Below are 15,934 nucleotides of genomic sequence, written 5' to 3'. Positions count from 1 at the left end.
ATTAACCAGTGGCTCATTCACCTTTTTATGTCAGCCCCTTCGGGACGTGCTACATAAACTTCGAATGACGCACAACAAGGTGCCTGCCGTCCAACATCTGATATTAGCGAAGCTCATATCAACCTTCGGGCGAAACGTCGAGTTAGGCACCGCCTTATTCCATAACAAAGCCGGGTTAATCCCGGCTTTGTTGTATCTGACGTTCCCCTCAGTTAGCATCGTCTTATTCCCGTCCATTGAGAGTAACGCCTTGAAGCGCTGGTCTGTTTTCCCCCGATCCTTACGTCAGCTGGTGACACTGGCATTTTTGCTGATCCTGCTCCCTTTGCTCGTACTGGCCTGGCAAGCGTGGCAGAGCCTGAACGCCCTGAGCGCGCAGGCGGCGCTGACTAACAGAACCACGCTCATTGATGCCCGACGCAGTGAGGCAATGACCAACGCCGCGCTGGAGATGGAACGTAGCTACCGACAGTATTGTGTGCTGGATGACCCGACGCTGGCAAAGGTTTACCAGAGCCAGCGTAAACGTTATAGCGACATGCTGGATGCGCATGCGGGCGTGTTGCCGGACAACAAGCTCTACCAGGCGTTGCGGCAGGATCTCAACGATCTCGCCCAATTGCAGTGTAATAACAGTGGTCCTGACAGCCAGGCGGCAGCCCGCCTGGAAGCCTTCGCTAATGCGAATACCGACATGGTGCAGGCCACACGTACCGTGGTCTTTTCGCGTGGTCAGCAGTTACAACAAGAAATTGCCGAACGAGGTCAGTTCTTTGGCTGGCAGGCGCTGGTGCTGTTTCTCGTTAGTCTGGCGATGGTGCTGCTGTTTACCCGTATGATCATCGGTCCGGTGAAGGGCATCGAGCGGATGATTAACCGTCTGGGGGAAGGGCGCTTGCTGGGTGATAGCGTATTATTTACCGGGCCCCGGGAGCTGCGGTCCGTGGGGCAGCGCATTATCTGGTTGAGTGAACGTCTCTCCTGGCTTGAGTCGCAACGGCATCAGTTTTTACGCCATCTTTCCCATGAGCTGAAAACACCGCTTGCGAGCATGCGCGAAGGTACCGAATTGTTAGCCGATCAGGTAGTTGGCCCGTTAACGCCGGAGCAAAAAGAGGTAGTCGGGATTCTGGATGACAGCAGCCGTAATCTGCAAAAGTTGATTGAGCAATTGCTTGATTACAACCGCAAGCTGGCGGATGACGAGGTTGAGCTTGAAACTGTAGAAATCGCGCCGCTGGTGGAAAGCGTGGTTTCAGCACATAGCCTGCCTGCTCGCGCCAAAATGATCCATACTGATGTTGCGCTGGCGGCGAACGCTTGTCTGGCCGAACCCATGCTGTTAATGAGCGTGCTGGACAATCTTTATTCCAATGCGGTGCACTATGGCGCTGAATCCGGTAACATTTGGATCCGCAGCAGTTTGCATGGCTCAACGGTATATATTGATGTCATAAATACCGGCACATCGATTCCAGAAGCAGAACAGGCGATGATCTTCGAGCCTTTTTTCCAGGGCAGCCATCAGCGAAAAGGGGCAGTCAAAGGAAGCGGGTTGGGGCTGAGCATAGCCAGAGACTGTATCCGCCGTATGCGGGGAAAACTGTATCTGGTTGATGAGCATGCGCAAAGCGTTTGTTTCCGCATAGAACTGCCGCTATCTGCATCGAAAAACCACTAAAATGAACCTAAGTCTGGTGAGTATGCCACACGTTGTTGCCCGAATGCTTAAACGAGATTTTATTCGCCGCGTCTTACTCGCAAGTCTGCCATGCCTGGCGCTGGTCGGCTGCGTTCCAAATGCGGTGAATCACATTATCGGCGATCCTTCGCAGGAGAAAATCCCGCCGCATCAACTCGCTGATTACCTTGCCACCGAATGTACGGATATCTGGTCGCTAACGGGTCAGTCCACGGATACCAACCCGTTGTATTGGCTGCGGGCGATGGATTGCGCCGATCGCATGATGCCAGTGCAGGCGCGTAGTGAAGCCAGTAGCCAACTTACGGATACCTGGCAGGGCGCTTTTAAGCGTGGGATCCTGCTCGATAACGCCCGTATTACCCCGCCTGAACGGCGGGAGGTCGTTACGCGTCTCGACGCGTTAAGTCCACAAATTCCGACTCAGGTTCGACCGCTTTATCAGGCCTGGTTCCGTAACCAAATGTTGCAGTTACAGCTTGCCGAAGAACGCATGCGTTACAGTAAGCTCCAGCAGTCGTCAGATAGCGATCTCGATACGCTGCGTCAGCAGCAACAGCATTTGCAGAGTCAGCTCGATCTCACCACCCGTAAGCTGGAAAATCTGACCGATATCGAACGACAACTGTCCACCCGTAAACCTGCCGGCAGCTATAATCCCGATGCGTTGCACGGTACTGATAAACTCACGACGCCCGATGATGGGGAGGCCATGCCATGATAAGCCGCAAGCCCGCGCATCTGCTGCTCGTCGATGACGATCCGGGACTGTTGAAATTGCTCGGTATGCGACTGACCAGCGAAGGTTACAGCGTCGTAACCGCAGAAAGTGGGCAGGAAGGATTACGAGTACTGAATCGTGAAAAAGTGGATCTGGTCATTAGCGACCTGCGCATGGATGAAATGGACGGCATGCAGCTGTTCACTGAAATCCAGAAAGTGCAGCCGGGGATGCCGGTCATTATCCTGACAGCGCACGGCTCCATTCCTGATGCTGTCGCGGCAACGCAGCAGGGTGTTTTCAGCTTTCTCACCAAGCCGGTCGATAAAGATGCGCTCTACAAAGCGATTGACGGTGCGCTGGAACAGTCCGCGCCTGCTACCGATGATAGCTGGCGTGAATCAATTGTTACCCGTAGCCCGTTAATGTTGCGTTTGTTAGAACAGGCGCGGATGGTCGCGCAATCGGATGTCAGCGTATTGATCAATGGTCAGAGCGGCACCGGGAAAGAGGTGTTTGCCCAGGCGATTCACAACGCCAGCCCGCGCAGCCACAAGCCCTTTATTGCCATTAACTGTGGCGCGTTGCCGGAACAACTGCTGGAGTCTGAACTGTTTGGCCATGCGCGCGGCGCTTTTACCGGCGCGGTGAGTAATCGTGAAGGGCTGTTTCAGGCTGCGGAAGGCGGCACGCTTTTTCTCGATGAGATTGGCGATATGCCAGCACCGTTGCAGGTTAAATTGTTGCGCGTATTGCAGGAGCGAAAAGTCAGACCGCTGGGAAGTAACCGCGACATCGACATTGATGTGCGGATCGTTTCCGCGACCCACCGCGATTTACCCAAAGCGATGGCTCGGGGCGAATTTCGCGAGGATTTGTACTATCGCCTCAACGTGGTGAGTCTGAAGATCCCTGCGCTGGCCGAGCGTACGGAAGATATTCCGCTGCTGGCGAACCATCTGCTGCGCCAGTCTGCTGAACGGCACAAACCGTTCGTACGCGCCTTTTCAACCGATGCCATGAAGCGGTTAATGACCGCCAGCTGGCCGGGCAACGTGCGTCAGTTGGTCAACGTAATTGAGCAGTGCGTGGCGTTGACCTCTTCGCCAGTGATCAGCGACGCGCTGGTGGAGCAGGCGCTGGAAGGGGAAAACACCGCGCTGCCGACATTTGTTGAGGCGCGTAACCAGTTTGAGCTCAACTATCTGCGTAAGCTGCTGCAAATCACCAAGGGCAATGTGACCCACGCGGCAAGAATGGCGGGGCGCAACCGCACCGAATTTTATAAGTTGCTTTCTCGACACGAGCTGGATGCAAACGATTTCAAAGAATAAATCTGCGGATTATGTTAGCTTTATTCGATCAAAAGACAGGCGACCTTTTCAAGGAATAGCATGAAAAAGATTGATGCGATTATTAAACCCTTCAAGCTGGACGACGTCCGCGAAGCGCTGGCGGAAGTCGGTATCACCGGGATGACGGTAACGGAAGTGAAAGGCTTTGGCCGTCAGAAAGGCCATACCGAGCTGTACCGTGGCGCGGAATATATGGTGGATTTTCTGCCGAAGGTAAAAATTGAAATTGTGGTTACCGACGACATCGTCGATACCTGCGTCGACACCATTATTCGTACTGCCCAGACCGGCAAGATCGGCGACGGTAAGATTTTTGTCTTTGACGTCGCGCGCGTTATTCGTATTCGTACTGGTGAAGAAGACGACGCGGCAATCTAAGCCGCGCCTTGCTTGCCGGATGGCGGTGTAAACACCTTATCCGGCCTACAATATCTCGTAGGCCTGATAAGCGCAGCGCCATCAGGCATAACGTAATTACAGAACTTTATGCGGGCCAAAGCATTCGTAATGAATGTTCTCGTTTTTCACGCCCAGGCCGACCAGCTGCTTTGCGGCAAACTGCATAAAGCCAACCGGACCGCACAGATAAAACTGCATCGCCGGATCGCTGATTGCGCTTTCCAGCTTGTTCAAATCCATCAGACCTACGCTATCAAACGCGCCTTTCGCGCGATCGGCTTCGGTTGGCTCACGATACCAGGTGTGTGCGCTAAAGCGTGGCAGCGTTTTGCAGAGTTCATTTACTTCATCAGCGAAGGCATGGACATCACCATTTTCTGCCGCATGGAACCAGTTAACCTGCGCCGTATGGTTTGCTTTCGCCAGCGTATCCAGCATTGCCAGCATTGGGGTCTGACCTACGCCTGCGGAAATCAGAGACACAGGGGTATCGGTCGCGACGTCCATAAAGAAATCGCCCGCAGGTGCGGCTAAGTGAACAACGTCGCCAACATTTGCATGGTTGTGCAGCCAGGTGGAAACCTGACCACCGTCTTCACGCTTAACGGCAATCCGATAGCCTTTGCCATCAGGTTTACGGGTCAGTGAGTACTGACGAATTTCCTGATGCGGGAAACCTTCCGGCTTCAGCCAGACGCCCAGGTATTGCCCCGGATGATATTCAGCTACTGCGCCACCGTCGACAGGTTCAAACTCAAAGCTGGTGATCAGTGCACTGCGTGGGGTTTTTGCCACGATGCGGAAAGGACGGGTACCTTCCCAGCCGCCATTTTTATTGGCATTTTCGCTATAGATTTGCGCTTCACGGTTGATGAAAACGTTCGCCAGTACGCCATACGCTTTACCCCACGCATCCAGGACTTCCTGGCCTGGGCTGAACATTTCGTCCAGCGTTGCCAGCAAATGACCACCCACGATGTTGTACTGCTCTGGTTTAATCTGGAAGCTGGTATGCTTTTGCGCGATTTTCTCAACCGCTGGCAACAGCGCCGCCAGGTTTTCGATATTGCTGGCATACGCGGCAATCGCGTTAAACAGCGCCTCGCGCTGATCGCCATTACGCTGGTTACTCATGTTGAAAATTTCTTTCAGCTCTGGGTTATGCGTAAACATGCGATCGTAGAAATGGGCGGTCAGCTTCGGACCTGTTTCAACCAGCAGGGGAATGGTGGCTTTCACTGTAGCGATGGTTTGTGCGTCAAGCATACGGTCTTCCTTTATCTGAGACTTTAATGATGTATGTCAAATGCATCTTATAAAAAATACCCCTGCATTGTAAATGGTTCTTTGTAACTTTGCGTTGTAAAGGTTACATCGTGAAAAATCTGCATCACAAACCTGAAAAGAAATCCGTTGAAATTCAGCAGACCTTTGTTCTCCAAAGCCTTGCGTGCCGTGAAGGTAATCGTTTGCGTAAAATCCTTTGTCAAGACCTGTTATCGAAGAATGATTCGGTTATACTGTTGGCCGAAGTCCTAGGGACTGCCTTTTTAGGCCGAAATTCTATTGTTAGCTGAGTCAGGAGATGCGGATGTTAAAGCGTGAAATGAACATTGCCGATTATGATGCCGAACTGTGGCAGGCTATGGAGCAGGAAAAAGTACGTCAGGAAGAGCACATCGAACTGATCGCCTCCGAAAACTACACCAGCCCGCGTGTTATGCAGGCGCAGGGTTCTCAGCTGACCAACAAATATGCTGAAGGTTATCCGGGCAAGCGCTACTACGGCGGTTGCGAGTACGTTGATATCGTTGAGCAATTGGCTATCGATCGTGCAAAAGAGCTGTTTGGCGCTGACTACGCTAACGTACAGCCGCACTCTGGTTCTCAGGCTAACTTCGCTGTTTACACCGCTCTGCTGCAACCGGGCGATACCGTTCTGGGTATGAACCTGGCACAAGGCGGCCACCTGACTCACGGCTCCCCGGTTAACTTCTCCGGCAAACTGTACAACATCATCCCTTACGGTATTGATGAGTCCGGCAAAATTGACTACGAAGACATGGCGAAGCAGGCCAAAGAGCACAAACCGAAGATGATCATCGGTGGCTTCTCTGCTTACTCCGGCGTTGTTGACTGGGCAAAAATGCGTGAAATCGCTGACAGCATCGGTGCATACCTGTTCGTCGATATGGCGCACGTTGCGGGTCTGATTGCCGCAGGCGTTTACCCGAACCCGGTTCCACACGCACACGTTGTCACCACCACCACCCACAAAACTCTGGCGGGTCCGCGCGGCGGCCTGATCCTGGCGAAAGGCGGTGACGAAGAGCTGTACAAAAAACTGAACTCTGCGGTGTTCCCAAGTGCGCAGGGTGGCCCGTTGATGCACGTGATCGCGGCGAAAGCTGTAGCGCTGAAAGAAGCGATGGAGCCTGAGTTCAAGGTTTACCAGCAGCAGGTTGCTAAAAACGCCAAAGCGATGGTGGAAGTGTTCCTGAACCGTGGCTACAAAGTGGTTTCTGGCGGAACTGAAAACCACCTGTTCCTGCTGGATCTGGTTGATAAAAACCTGACCGGTAAAGAAGCTGATGCCGCGCTGGGCCGCGCCAACATCACCGTTAACAAAAACAGCGTACCGAACGATCCGAAGAGCCCGTTTGTGACTTCCGGTATCCGTATCGGTTCTCCGGCAATCACTCGCCGTGGCTTCAAAGAAGCGGAAGCGAAAGAGCTGGCTGGCTGGATGTGTGATGTGCTGGACAACATCAATGACGAAGCCGTAATCGAGCGCGTCAAAGGTAAAGTTCTGGATATCTGCGCACGCTTCCCGGTTTACGCGTAAGCCATACTGATTGCCGGATGACGGTGTAAACACCTTATCCGGCCTACAGGTAACTCACATGTAGGCCGGATAAACGAAGTGCCATCCGGCAGTTATATCGACTTAAGCAAGATTGTTTCATCGACTAAAGCCGCCATGGGTGGCTTTTTCTTTGCCTGAATCCATTTTCTCAGTAAACGTATTTCTCGGCCCTGATTCAACGTTACTGCGCCGACAATCACGCCATCCTGCAGGTTAAACCATATCGCTTTCTGCGCATCAGCATCGCCGCGTACAAGCCAGCTATCTCCCTGCATTTCGCCAATAAACTGCAAATTATCCTGGTATTGGTCAGTCCAGAACCAGCCTGGTGTCTTCTCCGGCAACGGCGAATTAAGCATTGCGGCAGCGGCAATTTGTGCCTGGAAGTTAGCATTTTCCCAGCTTTCTACCCGGCGCAGTGAACCGTCCGGTTGGCGAGTGAGCGCCACATCACCGGCGGCGAAAATCGCGGGATCGGAGGTGGTGCAGGCGCTATCAACGATAATACCGTTAGCCGTCTCCAGACCGGCGTCGCGGGCCAGCGTATCATTCGCCACGATACCGATGCCATAGATCACCGTATCAGCGGTGAGAGTTTCACCGTTTTGCAGCGTCAGTGAGAGAAACTCTCCCGCTCCGGCGTGTTCAATGGCGCTGTTGAGTAACACCCGTACGCCCGCCTGCTGGTGGCGGGCAAGCAGGTAGTCGCGCACCGGAGCAGGCGCATTGCGGCCCATCACCGTTGGTGCCAGCTCCACTACGGTTACCCGGCAGCCGCGCTGGGTCGTGCTGGCCGCCAGTTCCAGACCAATGGTGCCCGCCCCGACTATCACAATCGATTTACCGGGGAGTAAAGCGTCTCGCAGACGAGTCGCGTCGTCAACGTGGCGCAGGGTAAAGCAGCGATCGCCCAGTTTATCCAGCAGCGGAAGAGGACGGGCCTCGGCACCGGTGGCAATCAATAGCTGATCCCACGGATAAACCTGGCCGTCAGCCAGCACCAACTGATGCGTTTCGCGGCCGAGCGTCTGGATAGTCACGTTCAGATGCAGATGAACATTTTTTTCCTGCCACCAGGCCGTGTTTAGCACCGGCTGTAGCTGCGGGGCGTCGTCCAGCAGCATGGCTTTGGACAATGGCGGGCGTTCGTACGGCTGATGCGGCTCATTGGAGAACAGATGTATCTCGCCGTCAAACCCTTGCTGGCGCAGTGCTACCGCCGCCATCGCTGCGGCCTGTCCACCGCCGACGATAGCAATAATTTTGTTGTGCATAACGCCTCCTCAGAGATCCAGACCAGCGGCGACGTGGCGAATACCGCGAATACCCAGCCCGGCATCGGCATTGATCATCACGCCGCTTAAGGTGCGGTTGTTGCGACGCGACGCCAGCATCACGTATGGCCCGGTAAAGTCGGCTGGGTCGGGGAAGAACTGTAGCGGCAAAATAGCGGCGATTTTTTCCGGCGTCAGTGACTGCATAATTGAGGTATCGCTTTGCCCCAGCGCCTGTGGGCCGCGCAGATCGGTGGCCATACCGCACGGACCGACGCCGTTCACCCGCACTTTAGGCGCCAGCTCGTAGGCCAACTGGCGAATCAGCCCGGTAGCCGCGTGCTTACTGGCGGTGTACAGCGGCCCGCCGCCGCCGGGATACCAGGCAGCGTTTGACAGGGTAAAGATGATGCTGCCTTCGCTGGCGATAAGTGCGGGGGAACAGGCTTTCGCCCCCAGCAGATAACCCAGCACATTGACGTTAAATAACTCGTGAAAGCCGCTCTCCAGCGCTTCAGCAGAGGTGTTCACCAGCGTTGCGTTGTGATCCCAGATGCCCGCATTGCCAATAAAACAGTCCAGCTTGCCAAACACGGTGAGGATCTGATCGACCGCACGCTGATAGTCGGCGTAGCAGGTGACGTTGCCCTCTACCGCCAATACATGTTCGCCAAAACGCTGGCGCAGGCTGGCGACTTTGGCTGGCGACAGTTCGAGCGTAGCGACTTTCGCGCCTTCTTCAATAAAGCGCTCGACCAGCGCCAGGCCGAGGCCGGAACCGCCGCCGGTAATAAAAACCACGTTATCGCGTAAATCGCTCATCGGGCGTCCTCTGGAATATCAACAAATACATCGCTACCGTCCACATATACTGCGTAGGTGGTTAGCGGATCGGTGGCGGGCAGGCATAGCGCTTTGCCTGTTTTCAGACAAAAACTGGCCGCATGCAGCGGGCATTCCACGGTGGCATCGTCTTCCAGATAACCTTCCGACATCGAGGCGTTGCCGTGGCTACAGCGATCGTTAATGGCATAAAACTCGCCGCCAACATTGAACAGCGCGATGACGGGCGAGGTGTCGAGCCGGAGGGCTTCACCCTCCGGCAAATCCCCTACGGGGCAGGCATAAATACGACTCATCAGAACAGTACACTCAGGTTATGGGAGGTAATAACCGCCTGATCCAGCACGATCTCGCGCGCCAGTAAGCGCCACTCGTTGCCCGGCAAACGACGGACTTTATCCACGCGCATGCCGACGTAAAACGTCTCGTCCCGCTCTTTTTGCGCGCGATACAGCAGATAGTTGAGGCGCACGGCGAAGACGTCGGGCACGTCGGTTTCACTGACCTGCAGGTTGCTAATAAGGTGGCGGGTGCGGGAAGGCGGCTCTTCTGCCCAGGCCATGCCGGTTTCCAGCCGTGCGATGCGGCGTTCGAGCTGGTCTTTGTTGTCGTTGAAAATCCAGGTGGTTGGTGGCTGCACGCCTTTGCGGCGGTCGCGCGTCTGGGCGTTGACCGTGGTACGCATGGTGTAGCGAATGTCGTCATCCAGCTGCGCCAGCCAGTCGCGAAACTGCCAGTCGTCGAGCATACGCGCTTCTTCATACAGAAACTGGCTGATGCGATGATGCAGCTCAAGAGAAACTAACGCGCTCATTTCATCACCTCCTGCTGGTACGCGGCGGTTTTCTCGTGCACGTCCTGCCAGCTTTCGCTGCTGAGCAAATCGGCCCAGCGTTGGTACATACCGCGCGCCGCAGTTTCCGAAAAGATGTAGTTAGTGATCCCCGGAATGCCGTCTTCACGACGCTTCTCCTGGCCAAGCCCCATTTCCAGACACAATTTCGTGTTGCGTGCGCGGTGGCCTTTGAGCAGTTTTTGAATTTCACACCAGTTTTCCGAGTCGTCCTGCTCCAGGAACCCGGCGGGGCCAAAAGCCCGCGTGGCGCTGTTTTCAAACGCGGCTTTCACTTCATCAGAGGCGGCTTTATCGGTAATACAGAACGCCCACACTTCAACCCGATCCGGCCCACGCGGGTGCCAGACGCGCAGCGTGGCGGTACCGTTGAGCCAGGAAAGCGTGGGGAAGATGTTGTTGTGACCAGCCAGACGCAGGGCGCGAACCTTGCCCAAACGCTCTTCGGCTTCCGCGTAGGTGTCGCGGTAGTAGCTGGAGACTTCACCGTCGACCCACACGTTGGCGTCCGGTTTCTCGGTAAAGAAGAAGCCGCTGCCGTGGCCGTCCTGGCCGAACTGTAGTGCATCTTTGGCGGTTTCCCACACCGGGCGGGCGGTCTGACCGTCGCCGAGGCGCTTATCGCTGCCGTCGTCTTTCGCCCCCAGCACCTGCACCGCAGAGGCATGGCTGAACAGCGCGTGATACTGGTCGCTGGCAAACTGTTCGGCGGGGAATTTCCAGTTGCAGTCGATGGTCCACTTCTGGACGCCTCCGACGATTTCGGTGCCGCCTTCACGACGATCGAGTACACCGTCGAGATACCAGGCGATGTCGCCGAGATAATCGCGCAGGTTTGGTGCGCTGGTATCCCAGTTGCCGAAAATCAGCCCTTTATAGCTCTCGACGCCAGGCACTTCGTTCAGTCCCCAATGCGATTTGCATAAACCTTGCGGATAAGCGCGCGGCTCCAGCGGGACGTCGATCAACTCGCCGTTAATACCGTAAGACCAGCCGTGATACGGGCAGGTGAAGGCGCGGGTATTGCCGCAGTCGGCGTAGCTGACGCGCATCGCACGGTGGCGACACTGGTTGAGAAACGCTTTGATGCTGCCGTCTTTCTGGCGAACCACCACCACCGCATCCTCGCCCATGTAAGTGTTAAAAAAATCACCCGGTTTCGGGATTTGGCTTTCATGGGCGAGAAACAGCCAGCAGCGCCCGAAGATGCGTTCCAGCTCCAGTTGGTAAATTTCAGGGTCGGTATAAATTCGTGGGGTTACGCGACCGTTTTGCGTGTCGATCAGTTGGTAGATGTCTAAATTTGAGGGTGTGGTCATATTTTTTAATCCTGAAAGCTAAGATGTATTGACCTTCTTTTTATGTGCCCTAAGGATGTTGCTGGTTAGTTATCAATCTGTGAAATAGTAAATTTCTACCAGTTGAGACATTTTTTCGATAACAAGGAGCAGGGCATGGAACTGAGGCACTTACGCTATTTTGTCGCGGTGGCGCAGGCGCTGAATTTCACCCGAGCGGCAGAAAAGTTGCATACCTCCCAGCCGTCGTTAAGCAGTCAGATCCGCGATCTGGAAACCTGCGTGGGCGTTCCGTTACTGGTGCGCGATAAGCGAAAAGTTGCGCTGACGGCGGCAGGAGAGTGCTTTTTACAGGATGCGTTGGCTATCCTCGAACAGGCAGAGAACGCGAAAATTCGCGCCCGTAAAACGGTGCAGGAAGATAATCATTTTACGATTGGTTTTGTTCCTTCAGCAGAGGTGAATCTGCTGCCTAAGGTGCTGCCTTTGTTTCGTTTAAAACAACCGGATACACACATTGAACTGGTGAGTCTGATAACCACCGAGCAGGAAGAGAAGATCCTGAGTGGGGAGCTGGATGTTGGTTTAATGCGCCATCCGGTTTACAGCCCGGAACTGGAGTATCTGGAGCTCATTCATGAGCCGCTGGTGGTAGTGCTACCGGTTAACCATCCGTTAGCCAGTGAAAAGGCGATATCGGCACAGCAACTGAACGGTGTCAATTTTGTCAGCACCGATCCCGCTTATTCCGGCGTATTAGCGAAGATTGTCAAAAACTGGTTTCAGCAGCAGAAAAGCCAGCCCAATATTGTGCAGGTGGCGACCAATATTCTGGTGACGATGAACCTGGTCGGTATGGGGCTGGGGGTCACTTTGATACCCGGTTATATGAATAATTTTAATACCGGGCAGGTGGTTTTCCGGCCAATTATCGGCGATATCCCAACCATTTCGCTGCTGATGGCGTGGAAAAAAGGTGACCTGAAACCCGCCCTGCGCGATTTTATCGAGCTGGCGCAGCGGCCAGCCGAGTGCGCTACTTTACAATAACGGTAATGGTTGCTGTGCCGCTATATTTTCCCGGTGACAGCGTGCCGCCCACCATGTTTATCGGCCACGCTTCCAGGCTGATGGCACCCTGACCTGAAGAATCGAGGCTGAGCAACCCATTAGTAAAGGGGATCATCTGGGAGCCATCACGTGACATTTGTATACCGACATCCGGGACGTTGTCCGTTTCACGGCGACGGGCGACCAACGTGTACTGGTTAACGACATCGTTGCTATCAATCTGCATTTCCATATCATTACCCATTTCTGATGTGTCGCCGCAATCGTAACGAATTTCAAATTTAACCGGCGTGTAGCCGTCTGGCATCCTGTCCTTTGTCGTAAAACGGCTGACGTTGATAAAGCCGAGATCGACTCGAATGATGTCTCCCTGGTTGATTTTACAATTTTGCGGCACGGTAATGCTCCCTTGAATGCGCAGTTCGGCAATATCTTGTAGCGTACTCAAGGATGGTGGGGTGGTGTTGGTGCTCCATCCGGCACGCACTGAAGCGACGAGTGTGTCCGGGATCACGAGCTCGCCCAGGAAGGGTTTGGTGACGTAAAACGTCAAACGGGTATTGGCACCAATTGTCACAGGCGCGGCTCGGGTATCCGCCGGATCGGCCGCGCAGACGCTGCCGTTGCTACCACCGCTTTGGTAGGCACCACTCTCTCTGATGGCTTGCGTATTCAGTGGGGTGACACCGGTAACGCCAGGAATATCGTCGACTTCAGTTTGAATATCCAGATTGTTGTTCAGGCGGTAATAACCACCTACTTTGCCAGTTTGTGAGAGGCCGCTGGTTACCGTATAAAACAGGCCCACCTTGGTATTTGCCTCGCAGGTACACTCTATCTGGTAGGCGTTGCCCGTGAGCGGTGTCGGCAGTTCCAGGGTGCGGCCAGTGACATTCTGATCTTGCGTCCAGTCGCTGGACACATTGGCGCTAAAACTGCCTTTCGCCGAGCAGGCGCCAGTGATCGCATAGCCTGCGGGGGAAAAAAGCGCGAGCAGCACGACGCTTGCAGCGGTAGAAATTCCATTTCTCATCCACATCTTCCTTATCGACATTGTGCGTTGCCATTTTGTATTGAAGTGCCGCGGCTGACACTTTCCGGCAGGCTAAAGGTGAACTGACACTGCTGATCGGGTTGGTTGCCCCAACGCACAGACCAGATTTGCGGCTGATTGTTCACACCGCTGATATACAACACACCACCGTCATCAACAATACTTTGCTGGGTCTGGCTGCTGGCGATGGCGCCAAAAGGTAGTGCGTTACCCTGACTATCGGTGAGTTTTAGCAGTACGCGGTAACCCGTACGAGCAAGGAACTGGGCGGCGACGGCGGCACCTCGATTAGGCACAACGGTGCGCACTGTTTCGGTTACGTCAACGTTATCCGGCATCTGCGTAGTATCGATCGATATCGCATTTTCCTGGTAAGCGGTCAGGAAGGGAATCACGGCATAGCCGAAATGGTCGGTGGCAATGCCGGGGTAGTTTTTCACCCGGATACCGGCAGCGCCGTTGGCATCTACCAGCGCAAAGGCATTGCCCAAAGGCTGTGAAAGGGTCACGCCGTGGCGGTGGACAACAATACCTCCGGAAAGACCATAGCTCAATTGCCGGCTATCGGCGCTGTAATCATAGCCAGCGTTGGCGGTGCCAAAAGCAGAACGATAGCTGCCGTAAAGGCTGCTGCTTTTGTTGCCGCCTCCTTCGCTTTGTCGTTGTTTCAGGTTATAGCTCAGGCGGCCATCGTCCAGCAGAGAGCCGTTAATGCCCACTTCGTGCTCAGTAGGACGATCGCGCTGATCGGTGGTCCTCCACGTGGCCTGTGTATGGGATAGCCAGCGATCTAGCGGTATGCTCAGGCTGAGCGATAGCGTGCGATCGTTTTCGTGGTCCTGAGAGTCGGTGAACTGGCCGCTCAGGTTATAGCTGACTCCCCATAGGTTACCGTTCAGGCCAATAGACAGGTTTTTATCCTGCTGCCCGCGGTCCCAGTATTCTTGCTGTGAGCCTGAAGCATAAAAGCTGATGCCTGTTAGCAGTGACTGGTTGAACGTAAATTGAGCCTCGCTGCGCAGGCGATCGTCGGCACGGATATCCTTCTGATTGGCGTCGGAAAAGTTGAAATAGCCACTGCTGGTATAGCGATAATAGCTTAGCGACACGCTGGTGCCGCTTTCGGGGATATCTTTAATGTACTGTGTACGCCAGCTATAACCATGATAACGACCATCCGTATTCAACTGGGTATCTGCACGGCTCACATCTGTCGACACCGCCCCGAGTACGCCAAGCGTTGAGCCAAGACCCAGCGCTAAAGCCTGGTAATCCTGCGAGGCATTCAGACCACCATACAGCGTAATGGCGTTGCTCAGGCCATAGCTGGCGGTACTTTCAAGAAACTCGGGTTCATTGCTGTCCTGCGACGTTGGGGCGCGAAAACGCCCGGCAGTGACGCTGTATTTAAGGTATCCGGGTCTTTGCATTTGCGGCAGCGCAGAGAAGGGTTGGACGAAGTGCCTTACCGTACCGTCAGCTTCCTCAATCGTGACATCGAGATCGCCACTAAAGGAGGAAGGGTAGAGGTCGTTGATTTCAAAGGCCCCAGCCGGCACGTTGCTTTGATAAAGGGTGTAGCCGTTTTGCTGTATTGTGACGATAGCGCTTGAGTGTGCGATGCCACGAATTGTTGGCGCAAAGCCACGCTGGCTGTTTGGTAACATGGTTTCGTCGGAAAAGAGACGTGCTCCCGTGAACTGATAACTTGAGAACACGGTGCCTTCAGTTGCGCTTTCTCCTACTATCAGCTGTGATTTCAGGCTTTTAATATCTCGTTGTAGCCAGCTATTAATGCTATCCCAATGCGCATCACTGTCGTTGTGTGTCCAGGTCGAGTAGTTACGTAGCCTCCAGGGACCAAGGTTGACACCGTTTTGCATATTCAGATACTGGTGCTGATTGCTATCACCGTCATACTGATTTTGCGAACCGCTAAACGTGTAGTGGGTGAACAGAACCGGTATGCCATCGTCCCAGCGAGAAGGTGCAACGTAGCCGCGAGCATCGCGGTACAGCGCTATCTGGGGCACGCTTAGGTTCAGTCTGCCGTGGTTGATATCAAACTCCGAGACGGTGCCAGGAATGGCCTGCGCCAGGTTGCCGATCGTCGTAAGGTCATCCAGCTTTTCGAGCTGTGGATAATTTTCAATTTTCACGCCCAACTCGCGCAGTTGTTCAAGGGTTAGCTGGGGAATTAACTGGTGATTTTTATCTGCAATAAATGGGATTTTTCGCTGTACGATTTTCTTTTTATTAACATAAATATCAACGATATATTCTCCTGGGAGCTGTGAATTCTCCTGAGAGAAAACGGAAAGATCGACCGACGACTGACCACTTTTTTCTGTTTCCAGAAGCGTTGGGTCAAAGTAGAAGACATCGGCTCTGGCATGGACAGATGCCAGACATCCGCTGACGATTGCGCAATGCAGCCACAAGGCGAGTGGTTTAATATCTGAAAAATGTGGCGTTGATTGCACCATATCGCTTTTCAT

14 protein-coding genes and 1 pseudogene are annotated in these 15,934 nt (G+C 54.1%); 6 read left to right on the top strand and 9 right to left on the bottom strand.

Features of this window, described 5'->3' with window-relative positions:
* Positions 1–250: 250 nt before the first annotated feature.
* Genes qseE through glnB form a run of 4 tightly spaced genes read left to right on the top strand, consistent with a single transcriptional unit; the run spans position 251 to position 4,156 of the window.
* A complete protein-coding gene (gene qseE / locus AL515_RS18125) occupies positions 251–1,681 on the top strand; it encodes a two component system sensor histidine kinase QseE/GlrK (protein ID WP_105242215.1) in 1,431 nt (476 codons plus the stop codon).
* Between the two features lie 22 nt (positions 1,682–1,703).
* Entirely contained in the window at positions 1,704–2,423 is a 720-nt protein-coding gene (qseG, locus tag AL515_RS18120; RefSeq protein ID WP_061068356.1) for a two-component system QseEF-associated lipoprotein QseG, read from the top strand.
* A complete protein-coding gene (gene glrR / locus AL515_RS18115; protein ID WP_305764056.1) occupies positions 2,423–3,757 on the top strand; it encodes a two-component system response regulator GlrR in 1,335 nt (444 codons plus the stop codon). The genes qseG and glrR overlap by 1 nt, the downstream gene beginning before the upstream one ends.
* 60 nt (positions 3,758–3,817) lie before the next feature.
* Positions 3,818–4,156, top strand: a complete 339-nt coding sequence (gene glnB / locus AL515_RS18110; protein ID WP_002914032.1) for a nitrogen regulatory protein P-II — start codon at positions 3,818–3,820, stop codon at positions 4,154–4,156.
* On the opposite strand, the pseudogene AL515_RS24160 reads toward glnB, so the two are convergent.
* Positions 4,153–4,248: pseudogene (locus AL515_RS24160) on the bottom strand (hypothetical protein); the annotation flags it as partial. The gene glnB and the pseudogene AL515_RS24160 sit on opposite strands and share 4 nt — an antisense overlap.
* A gap of 4 nt (positions 4,249–4,252) precedes the next feature.
* Positions 4,253–5,443, bottom strand: a complete 1,191-nt coding sequence (hmpA, locus tag AL515_RS18105; protein WP_061068355.1) for an NO-inducible flavohemoprotein — start codon at positions 5,441–5,443, stop codon at positions 4,253–4,255.
* Between the two features lie 325 nt (positions 5,444–5,768).
* Here hmpA and glyA point away from each other — a divergent pair, with 325 nt between their 5' ends.
* Positions 5,769–7,022: a serine hydroxymethyltransferase gene (gene glyA, locus AL515_RS18095; protein WP_003037627.1), complete on the top strand. Its 1,254-nt coding sequence runs from the start codon at positions 5,769–5,771 to the stop codon at positions 7,020–7,022.
* Between the two features lie 92 nt (positions 7,023–7,114).
* Here the strand turns inward: glyA and hcaD are convergent, their stop codons facing one another.
* The 5 genes from hcaD to hcaE are packed head-to-tail and all read right to left on the bottom strand — an operon-like array spanning position 7,115 to position 11,332.
* The gene (hcaD, locus tag AL515_RS18090; protein ID WP_061068354.1) at positions 7,115–8,317 is read right to left on the bottom strand and encodes a phenylpropionate dioxygenase ferredoxin reductase subunit; all 1,203 of its coding nucleotides are present in this window, start codon (positions 8,315–8,317) and stop codon (positions 7,115–7,117) included.
* Positions 8,318–8,326: 9 nt separating this feature from the next.
* Positions 8,327–9,139, bottom strand: coding sequence for a 3-phenylpropionate-dihydrodiol/cinnamic acid-dihydrodiol dehydrogenase (gene hcaB, locus AL515_RS18085; RefSeq protein ID WP_061068353.1), 813 nt, complete (start codon positions 9,137–9,139; stop codon positions 8,327–8,329).
* Entirely contained in the window at positions 9,136–9,456 is a 321-nt protein-coding gene (hcaC, locus tag AL515_RS18080; protein WP_061068352.1) for a 3-phenylpropionate/cinnamic acid dioxygenase ferredoxin subunit, read from the bottom strand. Before hcaC ends, hcaB begins: the two co-directional genes overlap by 4 nt.
* The gene (gene hcaF / locus AL515_RS18075) at positions 9,456–9,974 is read right to left on the bottom strand and encodes a 3-phenylpropionate/cinnamic acid dioxygenase subunit beta (RefSeq protein WP_061068351.1); all 519 of its coding nucleotides are present in this window, start codon (positions 9,972–9,974) and stop codon (positions 9,456–9,458) included. Before hcaF ends, hcaC begins: the two co-directional genes overlap by 1 nt.
* On the bottom strand, positions 9,971–11,332 hold the full coding sequence (gene hcaE / locus AL515_RS18070) for a 3-phenylpropionate/cinnamic acid dioxygenase subunit alpha (RefSeq protein ID WP_048210906.1): 1,362 nt from the start codon (positions 11,330–11,332) through the stop codon (positions 9,971–9,973). Before hcaE ends, hcaF begins: the two co-directional genes overlap by 4 nt.
* Positions 11,333–11,467: 135 nt before the next feature.
* Here hcaE and hcaR point away from each other — a divergent pair, with 135 nt between their 5' ends.
* Entirely contained in the window at positions 11,468–12,361 is an 894-nt protein-coding gene (hcaR, locus tag AL515_RS18065; protein ID WP_061068350.1) for a DNA-binding transcriptional regulator HcaR, read from the top strand.
* Here the strand turns inward: hcaR and AL515_RS18060 are convergent.
* Together AL515_RS18060 and AL515_RS18055 are read right to left on the bottom strand one after the other, a co-directional pair.
* Positions 12,348–13,415, bottom strand: coding sequence for a fimbrial protein (locus AL515_RS18060; protein WP_071887373.1), 1,068 nt, complete (start codon positions 13,413–13,415; stop codon positions 12,348–12,350). The two genes, hcaR and AL515_RS18060, sit on opposite strands and share 14 nt — an antisense overlap.
* Positions 13,416–13,426: 11 nt before the next feature.
* On the bottom strand, positions 13,427–15,922 hold the full coding sequence (locus AL515_RS18055; RefSeq protein WP_061068847.1) for a fimbria/pilus outer membrane usher protein: 2,496 nt from the start codon (positions 15,920–15,922) through the stop codon (positions 13,427–13,429).
* Positions 15,923–15,934: the final 12 nt, after the last annotated feature.

Origin of the sequence: Citrobacter sp. FDAARGOS_156, from assembly GCF_001559235.2 — a bacterium.
In the GTDB taxonomy this organism is placed as follows: Bacteria; Pseudomonadota; Gammaproteobacteria; order Enterobacterales; family Enterobacteriaceae; genus Citrobacter; species Citrobacter youngae.
The sequence above is the reverse complement of the archived record's forward strand: the minus strand, read 5'-3'. Positions and strand labels throughout refer to the sequence as shown.

Excerpts from the sequence above, each read along its gene's own strand:
- hcaD (WP_061068354.1), bottom strand. The coding sequence starts at position 8,317 with ATGCACAACAAAATTATTGCTATCGTCGGCGGTGGACAGGCCGCAGCG.
- AL515_RS18060 (WP_071887373.1), bottom strand. The coding sequence starts at position 13,415 with ATGAGAAATGGAATTTCTACCGCTGCAAGCGTCGTGCTGCTCGCGCTT.
- hcaF (WP_061068351.1), bottom strand. The coding sequence starts at position 9,974 with ATGAGCGCGTTAGTTTCTCTTGAGCTGCATCATCGCATCAGCCAGTTT.
- hcaC (WP_061068352.1), bottom strand. The coding sequence starts at position 9,456 with ATGAGTCGTATTTATGCCTGCCCCGTAGGGGATTTGCCGGAGGGTGAA.
- AL515_RS18055 (WP_061068847.1), bottom strand. The coding sequence starts at position 15,922 with ATGGTGCAATCAACGCCACATTTTTCAGATATTAAACCACTCGCCTTG.
- hmpA (WP_061068355.1), bottom strand. The coding sequence starts at position 5,443 with ATGCTTGACGCACAAACCATCGCTACAGTGAAAGCCACCATTCCCCTG.
- glnB (WP_002914032.1), top strand. The coding sequence starts at position 3,818 with ATGAAAAAGATTGATGCGATTATTAAACCCTTCAAGCTGGACGACGTC.
- hcaB (WP_061068353.1), bottom strand. The coding sequence starts at position 9,139 with ATGAGCGATTTACGCGATAACGTGGTTTTTATTACCGGCGGCGGTTCC.
- hcaE (WP_048210906.1), bottom strand. The coding sequence starts at position 11,332 with ATGACCACACCCTCAAATTTAGACATCTACCAACTGATCGACACGCAA.
- glyA (WP_003037627.1), top strand. The coding sequence starts at position 5,769 with ATGTTAAAGCGTGAAATGAACATTGCCGATTATGATGCCGAACTGTGG.
- hcaR (WP_061068350.1), top strand. The coding sequence starts at position 11,468 with ATGGAACTGAGGCACTTACGCTATTTTGTCGCGGTGGCGCAGGCGCTG.
- qseG (WP_061068356.1), top strand. The coding sequence starts at position 1,704 with ATGCCACACGTTGTTGCCCGAATGCTTAAACGAGATTTTATTCGCCGC.